The 12,635-nt window shown below is 55.1% G+C and carries 13 protein-coding genes and 1 tRNA gene; 10 read left to right on the forward strand and 4 right to left on the reverse strand.

Going from position 1 to position 12,635, the window contains the following annotated elements:
* The first annotated feature begins 61 nt into the window (after nt 1-61).
* Genes HALA3H3_RS20170 through nudC form a run of 4 tightly spaced genes read left to right on the forward strand, consistent with a single transcriptional unit; the run spans nt 62 to nt 2,933 of the window.
* On the forward strand, nt 62-955 hold the full coding sequence (locus HALA3H3_RS20170) for a class I SAM-dependent methyltransferase (RefSeq protein WP_022523347.1): 894 nt from the start codon (nt 62-64) through the stop codon (nt 953-955).
* The gene (gene rnhA / locus HALA3H3_RS20175; protein WP_022523349.1) at nt 948-1,418 is read left to right on the forward strand and encodes a ribonuclease HI; all 471 of its coding nucleotides are present in this window, start codon (nt 948-950) and stop codon (nt 1,416-1,418) included. Before HALA3H3_RS20170 ends, rnhA begins: the two co-directional genes overlap by 8 nt.
* Nucleotides 1,418-2,155, forward strand: a complete 738-nt coding sequence (gene dnaQ / locus HALA3H3_RS20180; RefSeq protein WP_041159509.1) for a DNA polymerase III subunit epsilon — start codon at nt 1,418-1,420, stop codon at nt 2,153-2,155. The genes rnhA and dnaQ overlap by 1 nt, the downstream gene beginning before the upstream one ends.
* The gene (nudC, locus tag HALA3H3_RS20185) at nt 2,148-2,933 is read left to right on the forward strand and encodes an NAD(+) diphosphatase (RefSeq protein ID WP_022523351.1); all 786 of its coding nucleotides are present in this window, start codon (nt 2,148-2,150) and stop codon (nt 2,931-2,933) included. The genes dnaQ and nudC overlap by 8 nt, the downstream gene beginning before the upstream one ends.
* Before the next feature lie 25 nt (nt 2,934-2,958).
* On the opposite strand, the gene HALA3H3_RS20190 is transcribed toward nudC, so the two are convergent.
* Complete coding sequence (locus tag HALA3H3_RS20190) at nt 2,959-3,270, reverse strand: SCP2 sterol-binding domain-containing protein (RefSeq protein WP_022523352.1); 312 nt, start codon at nt 3,268-3,270, stop codon at nt 2,959-2,961.
* A 181-nt stretch (nt 3,271-3,451) separates the two neighbouring features.
* On the opposite strand from HALA3H3_RS20190, the gene sohB reads away from it, so the two are divergent.
* Nucleotides 3,452-4,495 carry a protease SohB gene (gene sohB / locus HALA3H3_RS20195; protein ID WP_022523353.1) on the forward strand — a complete coding sequence of 348 codons (1,044 nt, stop codon included), beginning with the start codon at nt 3,452-3,454 and terminating at the stop codon, nt 4,493-4,495.
* A gap of 17 nt (nt 4,496-4,512) precedes the next feature.
* On the opposite strand, the gene HALA3H3_RS20200 is transcribed toward sohB, so the two are convergent.
* Complete coding sequence (locus HALA3H3_RS20200) at nt 4,513-4,833, reverse strand: ArsR/SmtB family transcription factor (protein ID WP_022523354.1); 321 nt, start codon at nt 4,831-4,833, stop codon at nt 4,513-4,515.
* 278 nt (nt 4,834-5,111) lie between these two features.
* On the opposite strand from HALA3H3_RS20200, the gene HALA3H3_RS20205 reads away from it, so the two are divergent.
* The 3 genes from HALA3H3_RS20205 to HALA3H3_RS20215 all read left to right on the forward strand — a co-directional run bounded on the left by HALA3H3_RS20205 (nt 5,112) and on the right by HALA3H3_RS20215 (nt 8,804).
* Nucleotides 5,112-7,085, forward strand: a complete 1,974-nt coding sequence (locus tag HALA3H3_RS20205; protein WP_258955954.1) for a propionyl-CoA synthetase — start codon at nt 5,112-5,114, stop codon at nt 7,083-7,085.
* A 206-nt stretch (nt 7,086-7,291) separates the two neighbouring features.
* Complete coding sequence (locus tag HALA3H3_RS20210; protein WP_009287831.1) at nt 7,292-7,960, forward strand: 7-cyano-7-deazaguanine/7-aminomethyl-7-deazaguanine transporter; 669 nt, start codon at nt 7,292-7,294, stop codon at nt 7,958-7,960.
* Between the two features lie 40 nt (nt 7,961-8,000).
* Nucleotides 8,001-8,804, forward strand: coding sequence for an alpha/beta fold hydrolase (locus HALA3H3_RS20215; protein ID WP_022523356.1), 804 nt, complete (start codon nt 8,001-8,003; stop codon nt 8,802-8,804).
* Nucleotides 8,805-8,838: 34 nt separating this feature from the next.
* Here the strand turns inward: HALA3H3_RS20215 and HALA3H3_RS20220 are convergent, their stop codons facing one another.
* A complete protein-coding gene (locus HALA3H3_RS20220) occupies nt 8,839-9,138 on the reverse strand; it encodes a hypothetical protein (protein ID WP_022523357.1) in 300 nt (99 codons plus the stop codon).
* Nucleotides 9,139-9,178: 40 nt separating this feature from the next.
* Nucleotides 9,179-10,315: an ABC transporter substrate-binding protein gene (locus HALA3H3_RS20225; RefSeq protein ID WP_022523358.1), complete on the reverse strand. Its 1,137-nt coding sequence runs from the start codon at nt 10,313-10,315 to the stop codon at nt 9,179-9,181.
* 152 nt (nt 10,316-10,467) lie between these two features.
* Between HALA3H3_RS20225 and HALA3H3_RS20230 the strand changes: the two genes are divergently transcribed.
* Nucleotides 10,468-12,174 carry a potassium/proton antiporter gene (locus tag HALA3H3_RS20230; protein WP_022523359.1) on the forward strand — a complete coding sequence of 569 codons (1,707 nt, stop codon included), beginning with the start codon at nt 10,468-10,470 and terminating at the stop codon, nt 12,172-12,174.
* A gap of 49 nt (nt 12,175-12,223) precedes the next feature.
* Nucleotides 12,224-12,314, forward strand: a tRNA-Ser gene (locus tag HALA3H3_RS20235).
* Nucleotides 12,315-12,635: the final 321 nt, after the last annotated feature.

The raw sequence follows: 12,635 nt of genomic DNA on the forward strand, positions 1-12,635 counted from the left end.
AGCGCTAAATCGGTGCGTAAAAGGCGTTAAAAAGCCGTTACTGTGGAGGGAAGCGCTGTTCATGTCAAATTCGACGATGGCCACGACACTGGCTAAGCGCTTACAAAGTAGCCAGCCTTATTGGCAAACAGAGGCGGGGCGTTCGCTGTGGGAAACACAGCGTGCCTGCTTAGGGCCCGTGGTGGAATCGCGTGTGGGCGGCCACAGCTTGGAAATGAGCATGGGGCCGGCACTGATGACCATGTCGGCCATTGCGCACCCCATACGCTGGTTGCCTACGCGTCAGTTAGCCGAAAACGATAGCACCTTGGTATGCCCACCGGATCAGCTTGCGCTGCCGGATCGCTGTTTAGATGTGATGGTCATCCACCACTGGCTTGAGCACTTAACCGATGCCCACTTTACGCTTCAGGAGGCTGCGCGTGTCACTGCTGACAACGGCATTATGGTGCTGTTTGGTTTTAACCCTGTCGGTGTGAGTGGTCTTACCCGGCAGTTGCGAAAGCGCCAACAGACGTTTCCCTTGAGCGGTACCTGGCGCTCGGCTAGCCGCCTGCGGGACTGGTTGGCGTTTGTCGACTTTGAGGTGGAGCGGGTAGACTATTGCTGTTTCAGGGGGCGGATGAACGCCAAGTGCGGTGAGTATTGGGAGTCGTTAGGGCGGCGGCATAACCTGCCGCTGGGCGAAAGTTATATGATTCAAGCACGCCGACAGCAGCGCCAAGCGCCAGTGCAGCGTTTGAAATTTGGTTTGAAGGCGCCAGTGTCCCCGGCGTCGTTGGGTGTTACCCGCTCAGGCTCATCCGCCCACTATCAAACGCCTCCCGCTAGAACATCGCAAGCCAAAACACGGCAAACGGATAGGCACACAGCTGATTCAAATAAAGTTGATCCACAGAAGCCTGTTTTACATAAATCTGTTCTACATAGACCGGGGGATCAGGAGATTGACTAAAGAGGCGGCGGGAGATCTACCTCGGGTAACGGTGTATACCGATGGGGCTTGTAGGGGTAACCCAGGGCCCGGCGGATGGGGTGTTGTACTGGCGAGTGGCGAGCATGAGAAAACCTTGAAAGGCTATGAAGCAGATACCACTAATAATCGCATGGAGTTAATGGCTGCGATTATGGCGCTACGCACCCTCAATACCCCTTGTGAAGTGGCGCTTTGGACTGACTCCCAATATGTACGCCAGGGGATTACCCAGTGGATTCATAACTGGATCAAGCGCGGCTGGAAAACCGCTGCCAAGCAGCCGGTCAAAAATGCCGAACTGTGGAAGACCCTGCACGAAGAGACCCAGCGCCACCAAGTCGAGTGGCACTGGGTAAAAGGGCATAGCGGCCACCCTGGCAACGAGCGCGCCGATGCGCTGGCCAATGAAGCGATTGATGAGCACCAAAAGAGGAGAGCATGATGCGTCAGGTGATCTTGGATACTGAAACCACGGGTATTGACCCCAAAGATGGCCATCGCCTAGTCGAAATTGGTGCTATTGAGATGGTCAATCGACGCTTCACTGGTCGCACTTATCACCAATACATCAATCCTGAGCGGCATATCGATGCTGAAGTAGTCGCCGTTCACGGGATTGATGATGCCAGAGTCGCTAACGAGCCGGTATTCGCGGCAATTGCCGATGAGTTTTGGGCATTTATCGAAGGCGCGGAGCTGGTGATTCATAACGCCCCCTTCGATGTGGGCTTTATTGACCACGAGCTGGGCATGTTGAATCGGCAGCGTAAATCCCCTGTGTTGGGGCCGGTAAGCGATCATTGCGGCGTATTAGATACGCTGACCATGGCGCGGAAGATGCACCCCGGTCAGCGCAACAGTCTTGATGCATTGTGCAAACGCTACGATATCGACAATGGCCACCGGGTACTGCACGGCGCACTGTTAGACTCTGAAATCCTCGCCGAAGTCTACCTGGCGATGACCGGTGGGCAGACCGCGCTGACCTTAGACGCGGCCTCCGCAGCGGAACAGGAACAGGCGGATACCTCCAATGAGGGGATGTCGATTCAGCGGCTTTCTTTAACGCCGGGCCAGTTGCGCGTGGTGCGGCCAACCGATGAAGAGCGAGCGGCCCATCAGGCCAAGTGCGAGGCGCATCAATTGAACTGGTTTGAGGGTGCGGCCAGCGATGCTTAGGCGAGAAATCCCCCATCACGAACAAGCTGGTCGGGTTATTCGGCTGTCGCGTAGCCTATTGGCGCCCGCACCGTTAAACGGTAGTGAAGAGTTGACCCCGCTGCAGCCCTATCAACCCTGGACAGAGCAGATGCAGCCGCTGTGTTACTGGGATGATGAGCCGGTGGCGCTGCTTGTGGAATCCCAAGCTGGAAACGATTGGATTGATGGTCGTCAATGGATGAGCGAGCTTTCAACCGTTTGGTTTAGCCTGCTTTCCACGGCGCTGCAGGTAGGTGCTTGGTTAGAGAATCACCGTTTCTGCGGTCGCTGTGGTGCACCGGCCACCAAGCTAACTGCGGAATTTGCTATGCACTGCCACGCCTGTGGGCACCGCAACTATCCGCGTATCTCACCGTGTATTATCACGCTGGTGACCAGCGGGGAGGCGATGCTGCTTGCCCGCAGTCCGCGCTTTCCACCCGGGCGCTACTCCACCTTGGCGGGTTTTATCGAGCCTGGGGAGTCAGCGGAAGAGGCGGTGCATCGTGAAGTGTTTGAGGAAGTGGGCGTGCATATCGATCAACTGCGTTATCACCAAAGTCAGGCGTGGCCATTCCCGCACTCGTTGATGTTTGGTTACTTCGCCGAAGCCACCACCCGGCGCATTCGCATCGATGGGGTGGAAATTAGCGATGCGGCGTGGTTTTCACCTCGTCAGTTGCCCTCTCTGCCGCCGCCTTACTCGATATCCCGCGAACTAATCGAAACCCATTTGGCACGCTGGCGCGAAGAGTAAGCGGCGCCGCGTGCCGATATGACGATTACTCGCTAGGGAATAAGCTAGTCAGCTTAGTGGCCAGCATGACATTACCAGTCGCTTTTAGCTTACCGGTCATAAAGGCCGTCATACCATTGATCTCACCGCTCATAATGCCTTTTAGCGTGTCAGTGGTTAGGCTTAAGCTGACAGAAGGATCGTCGTGCTCACCTTCTTGTACGTCCAGCGTGCCATCCTGGATATTTAAGTAGTAGCTGCCCGCATCGGTAAAGTGAAACTGGAAAACTTCATCCATGCCCTTTGCCGCTTCCGGATTAAAACGCGCTTTTAACTTCTCAAGGGTGTTGTTTGACATAACATATCTCTCGGTTAAGTAGATCAGGCTAAGGCTAGCGACCAGAGCCAAAAGAAACAATCGTAAAGGCAAGCGAGGTTATTTCATACGGGCGTTCCAATCAAGCGCGCTAGTCACTATCAGCATACGCATATACAACGTACGAGCTATAAAGGAATTAATCCTCTAATGGAGAACGTCAATGAGTGAATGGGTAGCAGAGATAGGCACCTTTGTTGTGCAAACCACCATCGTGATGGCGCTGATAGGCTTTGGCCTGCTGCTGATTGCACGAACCAAGCAGGACAAAGAGAGCGAGCTGAAACTCACGATCGAGCCACTTAACGATCAACGACGCCGCCGTGTCCGGCGTTTGCGGCTGGCTGCCACGCTCCCTGGTGCGCGCAAAAAACTGCTGAAACTATTTCGCAGTGAAGATAAAAAGCGTCACAAGGAGCACAAAACGGAGCAAGACGGCGCCTCAGCGCCAAGGGTTTGGGTGCTCGACTTCCATGGCGATCTGAAAGCCTCGCAAACCGAGCATTTTGCTCAAGAGGTATCGGCCATCATCGGTGTCGCCGCTAAGGAAGACGAGGTAGTGGTGCGTCTTGAGTCCGCGGGTGGCCTGGTGCATGCCTATGGGTTGGCAGCGGCGCAGTTAGACCGGCTGCGTACGGCGGGGTTAAACACAACCGTCTGTATCGACAAGGTGGCGGCAAGCGGTGGTTACCTGATGGCCTGTACTGCACAGCACATCAAGGCCGCGCCTTTCGCAGTGATTGGTTCCATCGGCGTGGTGGCACAAGTTCCCAATATTCATCGCCTGCTTAAGCGCCATGATGTTGACGTCGAACTGCTTACCGCCGGTAAATACAAACGTACCTTAACCGTGCTGGGTGAAAATACCGAAGAGGGTAAAGCGAAGTTCTTGGAGGATTTAGAGAATACGCACCGCTTGTTTAAAGGCTACGTGGCAGAACGGCGTCCCAGCATGGATATTGACACCCTCGCCACAGGCGAGATTTGGTACGGTAGCGAGGCGCTATCTTTACAGCTTGTCGACAGCGTAGGGACTAGCGAAGCCTATCTGGTAGAACGTATGACCGAGGCGCAAGTATTCACAGTGAAGCTAGAAGCCCCTAAAACCGTCAGTCGTAAACTGGGGTTGGCCATTTCAGAAGGTGTTGAAAAAGCAGCGCTGAAAGCGCTTGGTCTAATCGACGCCGCTGGGTGGCAGCGGCGCTGAGATTAAACCCTGAAGCGTTATGCAGCGTAATGGTGTGCCAAGGTGTCAATCACGGCCTTGGCGCTTTCGCTGCTTAACGAATAATAGATGGTTTGTGACTCCCGTCGGGTATCGACGAGCTCATCACGCCGCAAAATAGCCAGATGTTGCGAAAGTGCCGACTGACTTAACGCAAGCTGTTGATTAATTTGCGTCACTGACAGCTCTTTCTCGGCAAGAAGGCAGAGGATTTGCAGCCGTTTTTCATTGGCCAACGCTTTTAGCAGGTTGGTTCCCGCCTCAATAGCGCGACAGTTATGTTCAAGCAGGCGTGTAGCGGCGCTTGTAGAAGCAGACATAATGATCTCCTTGCCTACACTGTTACATCAGCGTTTTATAAGCATTGTTTTAAAGGCGTCGTTTTAAAGGCATTGCTGTACGTTGTCGAGGCATCGTCGCGTCGCGAGGACCATGTTCTTTAATGATCAGTAATTTAGCGAGTTTTGTCCAAACTTCTGTTTAACGGTTAATCAATGGTAGTCATTCGACACCTTGTCGACAATGCTGGTGCCTGTCTACCGCTTTGGTCGCTATTTAGCCCATAGTATGAGGGCGAAATATCGGTTTCCTTTATAAAGTGTCAACAATCCTTTTTGATCGCTACTACAAAAAAGATAGGGACACCATGAGCCGCTACCAACACACCTTCCAACGCTCCATCGAACACCCTGAATCGTTCTGGGCCGAGCAGGCCAAACGTATTCCCTGGTATACGCCGCCTAAAACCATTCTCAGCTACGATAAGCAGAGCCCTGGGAAAGAGCATGCTCGTTGGTTCAGCGACGGTGAAATGAATCTTAGCTACGCTGCACTGGATTATCATGTCGAAAATGGGCGCGGTGATCAGGCGGCGATTTTCTGGGATTCACCTGCCGCACAAGCCAAACTCACCCTTAGCTACCGAGAAATGCGCGATAAAGTGGCGTATTTTGCGGGGGCGCTAACGCAACTAGGCGTCACTAAGGGGGATCGTGTGGTGATTTATATGCCAATGATCCCCGAAGCGCTGGTGGCCATGTACGCCTGCGCGCGGCTTGGCGCTATTCACTCGGTGGTATTTGGTGGCTTCGCCCCCCATGAGCTGGCGGCGCGGATTGAAGACGCCGAGCCTAAAGTGGTGGTTGCCGCTTCCTGCGGTATCGAGCTGGGCAAGGTGTTGCCCTATAAGCCAATGGTAGACCAAGCCGTTGAATTAAGCGCCCATAAGCCGGATGCCTGCGTCGTTTATCAGCGTGAAGCGCACCGGGCTGAACTGGAGGAGGGCGATTACGACTGGGAAGAGTTGGTTGCGAAGGCGCCGTTTGCTGAATGCGTGCCGGTGAAGGGAACCGACCCGCTGTATATCCTGTATACCTCAGGCACCACCGGAAAACCCAAAGGTGTTATGCGCGATACGGGTGGCTACGCGGTAGCGCTGGCCTATTCGATGCAGGCGATCTACGCCATGGAGCCCGGTGAAGTGTTCTTTACCGCCTCGGATGTGGGCTGGGTCGTTGGGCATTCCTACATTGTTTACGCCCCCTTGCTACTTGGTTGCACCACGGTGGTATACGAAGGGAAGCCGGTAAAAACCCCCGATGCGGGCAGCTTCTGGCGCTTGATCGAGGAGTACCGGGTGAAGAGTTTCTTCACTGCGCCCACGGCCTTCCGTGCGATTAAGAAAGAGGATCCTGATGCTAAACTGTTACTGAACTACGATATCAGCAGCCTAAAGCACCTCTATGTGGCCGGAGAACGCCTCGATCCACCCACGTTTCACTGGCTGGATGACCTTTTGGACGTGCCGGTGATTGATCACTGGTGGCAAACTGAAACCGGCTGGCCCATCGCCGCCAACTTGCCCGGCATAGAGGCCGTGCCCACCAAAGCGGGATCCGCAACGTTCCCCGTTCCTGGCTTCAATGTGCAGGTGCTCAACCGTGATGGTGAACAGGCCAAACCCATGGAGCAGGGCAGTGTAGTGATCAAACAGCCCATGCCGCCAGGTTGTTTGACCGGCGTTTGGCGCGACGAGAAGCGTTTTCATAGCGCTTATATGGCGGCGTTCCCCGGTTATTATTTGACCGGCGATGGCGGTTATTTTGATGAGCAGGGTTATCTGTTCATTATGGGCCGTACCGATGACGTTATTAACGTGGCAGGGCACAGACTCTCGACCGGTGAAATGGAAGAGGTGGTTGGCGCCCATCCCGCGGTGGCCGAGTGCGCGGTGATTGGGATTCATGACGATCTTAAAGGGCAATTGCCGATTGGCTTGGTGATTCCTAAAGATGGTTTTAATGGCGATGAAGCGACACTGGAGGCCGAGCTCATTGCGCGGGTTCGCGAGCATATTGGCCCAATTGCCTGCTTCAAGCAGGTGTTAGTGGTCGACCGCTTACCCAAAACCCGTTCGGGTAAAATTCTGCGCAAGCTACTGCGCACGATTGCCGATGGCAAAGAGTTTGGTATTCCCTCCACCATTGATGACCCCACCAGCCTGACCGATGTTCACGCCGCCATGCGTGAACGCTCGGTAGGTGCCGCTGATAAAGCCACACCGCTGGATTGATGCGGCTACTTTTTATTAGCCAAGTGCGAGGGCATGCAGATTGCCAAGGGGTGGCGGCTTCCATCCCTTGGCTTTTAATATCATGTATAAGCCGTATAATGCGCTCCCCAGAACAGCGCCAGTTTTATCAACGTTGATTTGGCGATGCGCATACTACCCCGAGGGTTCCCTAACCCCTCTTATCTATTAAAAAAAGGTCTACCCGCATGTTTGCATTGAGTGAGACTCAACACCGCCGTTGCCTAATGGTGATGGTGGCTTTCCATATCGGCATTATTGCCGCCAGTAACTATCTCGTTCAGTTGCCGTTTACGCTGTTTGGCTTTCATACCACCTGGGGCGCGTTTAGCTTCCCGTTTATTTTTCTAGCCACCGACCTAACGGTACGTCTGTTTGGCAAAGGGCCGGCGCGATCGATTATTCTGCGCGTTATGCTTCCCGCACTGCTGGTCTCCTATGTGGTATCCGTGGTATTTCCCCGCGGCAGCTTTGCCGGGATTGAGGCACTTTCGGAGTGGAACCTGTTTGTCGCCCGTATCGCCCTCGCCAGCTTCCTGGCCTATGTGATTGGCCAGTTGCTGGATGTACAAGTGTTTGACCGCTTGCGCCAGTGGGCATGGTGGGTAGCACCCGTTTGCTCAACGGTGTTGGGTAACCTGGCTGACACCTTTGCATTCTTCTCGGCGGCGTTCTATAACAGCCCAGACCCCTTTATGGCCGCCAATTGGATAGAAATCGCCGCCGTTGACTATGCCATTAAGCTCGCTATCAGCCTGCTGTTTTTCCTTCCGCTGTATGGCTTGCTGCTTGCCTGGCTAACGCGCCGCTTGGTGGTTTGGACAGGCCAGGTGGATGCCGAGCCCCGTACGGCGTAATCGCGTAAACACACAGAGTCCGCAAGGCTGAGGAGCTAGCATGACTGACGTTGCCACCGTTGATCTCCACTTTATCGATATGCCCGCCGACGAAGCCGCCGCAGATACACCTCCGCTGGTGGTGATTCATGGTTTGCTGGGGAGTGCCGATAATTGGCGTTCGCACTTAAAAGTGTGGCAGGGCAGCCGCCGGGTGATTGCGCTGGATCTGCGTAACCATGGCCGCTCACCCCATGCAGAGGGAATGCGTTACGCCACCATGGCGGATGACGTGATAGCGCTATTGGACAAGCTCTCGATCGAGCGCGCTCATGTGCTGGGCCACTCCATGGGTGGCAAAGTGGCGATCAGTTTGGCGCGCTTGGCGCCTGAGCGGGTGGCGTCGTTGATTGTGGCGGATATTGCCCCGGTGGCTTATGAGCATGGCCACGATGATGTGTTTGCCGCGCTCGATAATGTGCGGGAAGGTCAACCCAAAAGTCGTCGTGAAGCCGATGATCTGCTGGGCGAGCATGTTGAGTCGCGACCCACACGGCTGTTCTTGGCCACTAATCTGGTGCGCAATGACGATAACGTGATGGCGATACGGGTGGGCTTAGATCAGATCAAGCGCGGTTATAGCGACATTATCGGCGTGCCCGATGGCGAGCAGCCTTTTGAAGGCCCGGCGTTGGTGCTACGCGGCGGCGATTCTCACTATGTGGCTGACGATATGATCCCCGCGCTGCGTGAAGTGTTACCCCGCGCTCGTGTGGTAACGCTCAAAAATGCCGGCCACTGGCTACACGCCGACCAGCCGGAAGCCTTCCAGCAGGCAGTGACGGCGTTTCTAGACGCGCAGTAGATGCGTGTTCAAATACTTAAGAAGCGCTGTTTTATCAGAGTGGCGTGACCGTTAAGCCGTGCTGCTCTGGGTAATGCAGGGAACGATTCAAAATTCGGTAGCTATCCACATCAAAGCTTGCGGGCGCTGCTGTAGCGCCCGCTGACTGCCCCTCAATAGCAATGCTGCCCGGCCACGGCCAAACATTGACCTGAAGCTGGGTGAGCGCTTCCTGCGCCCCCTGGGTATGCGCTGCTATCGACTCCTGACCATTGCACGCGCCACGGCACTTGCCCACCTGATTGGCAAAACAACGCCCCTTACCTTTTGCAAAAATTAAAGCTGTTTCGCTCATGGGCCGCCATGGTAGTGGATGGAGAGCTATTAATACTTGGTTATAAAGTGTGTGGATCTACTGCTAAACGCGATACGGGCAGCGTCTCGTCAGTAAGGCCCATTTTGTGTAGAAAGGTTTCAAAGTCAGCGTAACGGCGGCTATCTAACGCCGCGGGGCTCAGCGCCATGCGGCGCAGGATGTCCTCCCAGGCGTTGGCGTTAATGTCATTATCGAGCACAGGGTGCGCGCTAATCAGCAGCTCCCAGGCGGCGTCAGGGTTGTCGATAATCCAGTGGCTCGCTTGCTCAACGGCAAGCACAAACCGAGACCAGGTATCAGCGCGGCGCGCAAGCGTATCGCTATTGGCCAATACCACCAGGCCGTCATTACGGGGGATATCTAACTCATCGAAGCGAATGACGTGGGTGTTAATGCCTTCAGTCGCCAACTGCTGAGGAAGGTAGTGGTAAAAGCCATCGGCGACCGCGTCAATCTGACCCTCCCGCATTGCTCGAATGGGGTCGAAGTGCAGGTTGATGGGCGAGGTGAAATCATCGGTTTGCTGTACCGAGCGGGGGAGTAAACGCGGGATGCTCAGGTCGCGACCTTCTCCGGTGGTATAACCATAGTGTAACCCTGCCAAGGTATTTTCGGTTTCCGCCTGCTCCTCGCCCGCCACAATGACCGCCGTCAGCGAGGTTTCGATCAGTGTCGCGATGCGGACGATTGGCGCGCCGTTATGAGCCTGCATATGAAGCAGCGGCTGGCGGGTCAGCGCCAAATCGACTTCACCTGCGGTTAGCAGCTTGATAGCGATGGAGGGGTCGGCCGGTGACTGAATCTCCACTTCAAGTCCTTGGGCAGCGTACAGCCCTCGCTCTTTAGCAATCACCAAGGCTGCGTGCTGCGGGCTCAAGTACCAATCCAGCATTAGCGTGATGTGTTTAACCGGCGGTGGTTCGAGCGGCGGTGCCGGGGTTTGCGCCGTGGTGGGCACTTCCTCGACGCTTTCGCTGTCAATGTTTCGCCAAAATGCTTCCGGCACCTCAACATCTGTATCTAGCGTCAGCGGGGCCGTTTCTGAAGGGCTTTCTTCGCGCTCTTCATTTGCGTAAATAACTGAATTAGAAAACAATAAGGTGACGATAAGACTCAACAGGATAGGGTGCCAACAGCGTAAGAGGCAACGCAACATAGTCAGTAACTCCAGGGGTTGTAACGGCGAAGTGTAGCCGCCTGGGAAAGCTTCTGACCAGCCCCTTGAGCATAAGGGGGCGCTGAGAAGAGACAGTAAATTCAACGGTTACATGCAATAATAGCGCTGTATTGATGTAGAGACGGAGAGTCATGGACACAATTTATACGTTCTTTTTGGTAGGCGGTTCTCTTATGGCCCTCAGCATTTTGGCCAGCCGCTTATCGTCGATGATGGGTGTGCCGCTGCTGCTGATCTTCCTTGGGCTAGGCATGCTAGCAGGTGAAGAGGGCGTACTGGGCGTAGTGTTTGACGATTACTCCATGGCCTTTGCCATCGGCCACCTCGCGCTGGCCATGATTTTGTTAGACGGTGGCTTACGTACTCGCCTCAAAACCTTCCGAGTGGGTTTTAAACCCGCGCTTTCCCTCGCGACCTTTGGCGTCTTTATCACCAGCGCCATTGTTGGCGTTATCGCGATGTGGATTTTTGACCTAACGATAGTACAGGGCCTGCTGGTTGGCGCCATCGTAGGTTCAACCGATGCCGCTGCGGTTTTCTCCATGCTTAGCGGTCGCGGCGTTAATCTCAACGAACGGGTAGGGGCGACGCTGGAGATCGAGTCGGGTACCAACGACCCGATGGCAATTTTCCTGACCCTGATGCTGGTTGAGCTGCTTGTTGGTGATATTGGCGGCCCCGTTGAAACCCTGCTGTTTTTCCTTTCCCAGTTTGGTATTGGTTTGATTGTCGGCCTAGGGGGCGGTTGGCTGAGTGCCAAGCTGCTTCGCTGGCTCGATTTAGCCCCAGGCCTTTATGCCATGCTGGCGCTGGCGCTGGGGTTCAGCGTATTCGGTTTAACCAGTGTGCTGGGCGGTAGCGGATTTTTGGCCATCTACCTTGCTGGTTTGATGATTGGTAACCAGCCTGGGCGCCACCTTAACTTTATTCTGCCGGTGCACGACGGCTTGGCGTGGCTAAGCCAAATCGGCCTGTTCCTGGTACTTGGCCTGCTGGTTACACCCAGTGAGTTATGGGACGTGGCACTGCCCGCGGGTTTGGTGGCACTGGCGCTCATCTTTATTGCCCGCCCGTTGGCGGTGCTGATCACCATCAAACCGTTCTTTAAATTCCGCTGGCGGGAAACCTTCTTCATTGCCTGGGTGGGCTTGAGAGGGGCGGTGCCTATCGTGCTGGCTATTTTCCCGGTTATCGGTGGGGTAGAAAACGCCTCGCTCTACTTTAATGTGGCCTTCGCCGTGGTATTGATGTCGCTACTGATTCAGGGCGGCTCACTGACGCTGATGGCCAAGTGGTTGAAGGTGGAAGTGCCGGTAGGCACCGTGCCTAACCGGCGCGGCCCGCTGGGCATCCTGCCGGAAAACGACTTTGAGCTGTTTGTGTACGGAGTCGAGAACCAGGATTTAGAGGACGTGCCTATTCGGCTGCTGCGTTTTCCATCAGGTGCTTTGATTTCTGCACTGTTCCGCGACCACGCCATGTTGCACCCCAAGGGCAGCACACGCTTGAAGCTGGGTGATGTGATTTGTGTGATCGGCCGCTCAGAGGACTTGTACGCGCTTAACCGACTATTCAATGGCGATGCCAAGCTCAAGCAGGAGCGCGCCTTCTTCGGTACCTTTACCCTGGATGGCAGCGCGCAAATGCATGATATCGCCCAAGCCTATGGCCTAACGCTCAGCCCCGGTGAGCAGGACATGACACTGGCGGAATTTATCGCCCTGCGCGTGGGTGGCCACCCGGTTATCGGGGACGACGTCGATTGGCACGGCATTCATTGGGTGGTCAGCGATATGGAAGGCGGAAAGATTACCCGCGTCGGGTTACGTTTGTACTAAAAGGCGTTGACTTCCAAGGAAAAGCTGTTAGTATACGCACCCATAAGCCGGAGGGATGGCAGAGCGGTTGAATGCACCGGTCTTGAAAACCGGCATAGGTTAATAGCCTATCCAGGGTTCGAATCCCTGTCCCTCCGCCAAGCATTACGAATAAGCCGCTGATTTCAGCGGCTTTTTTGTGTCGTGCGCCAGGCATGGCGCGCAGCGCCTTGACCGGCGCTGTTCCTGGGGGTGGTGCTTCAGGATGACTTGGGGGTGAAAGTCCCCTGCACGCCCTGCAAGGGGAAGTGCTAGCCGACGGCAAGGGTGTCCCTCGCGAGGGGGAATCTGAAGGCAGCCCGAGGCAAAACGCTGGCCTGACGAACAGGAAGCGGATACGAGGCGTCATGGCGGGGTAAGGTGGCTACACTCACCAAAGCCCGATACTTGCACGGAACGCCATGATGTAAATCCGACAGGCA

Origin of the sequence: Halomonas sp. A3H3 (genome assembly GCF_000982975.1) — a bacterium.
Lineage (GTDB): Bacteria > Pseudomonadota > Gammaproteobacteria > Pseudomonadales > Halomonadaceae > Vreelandella > Vreelandella titanicae.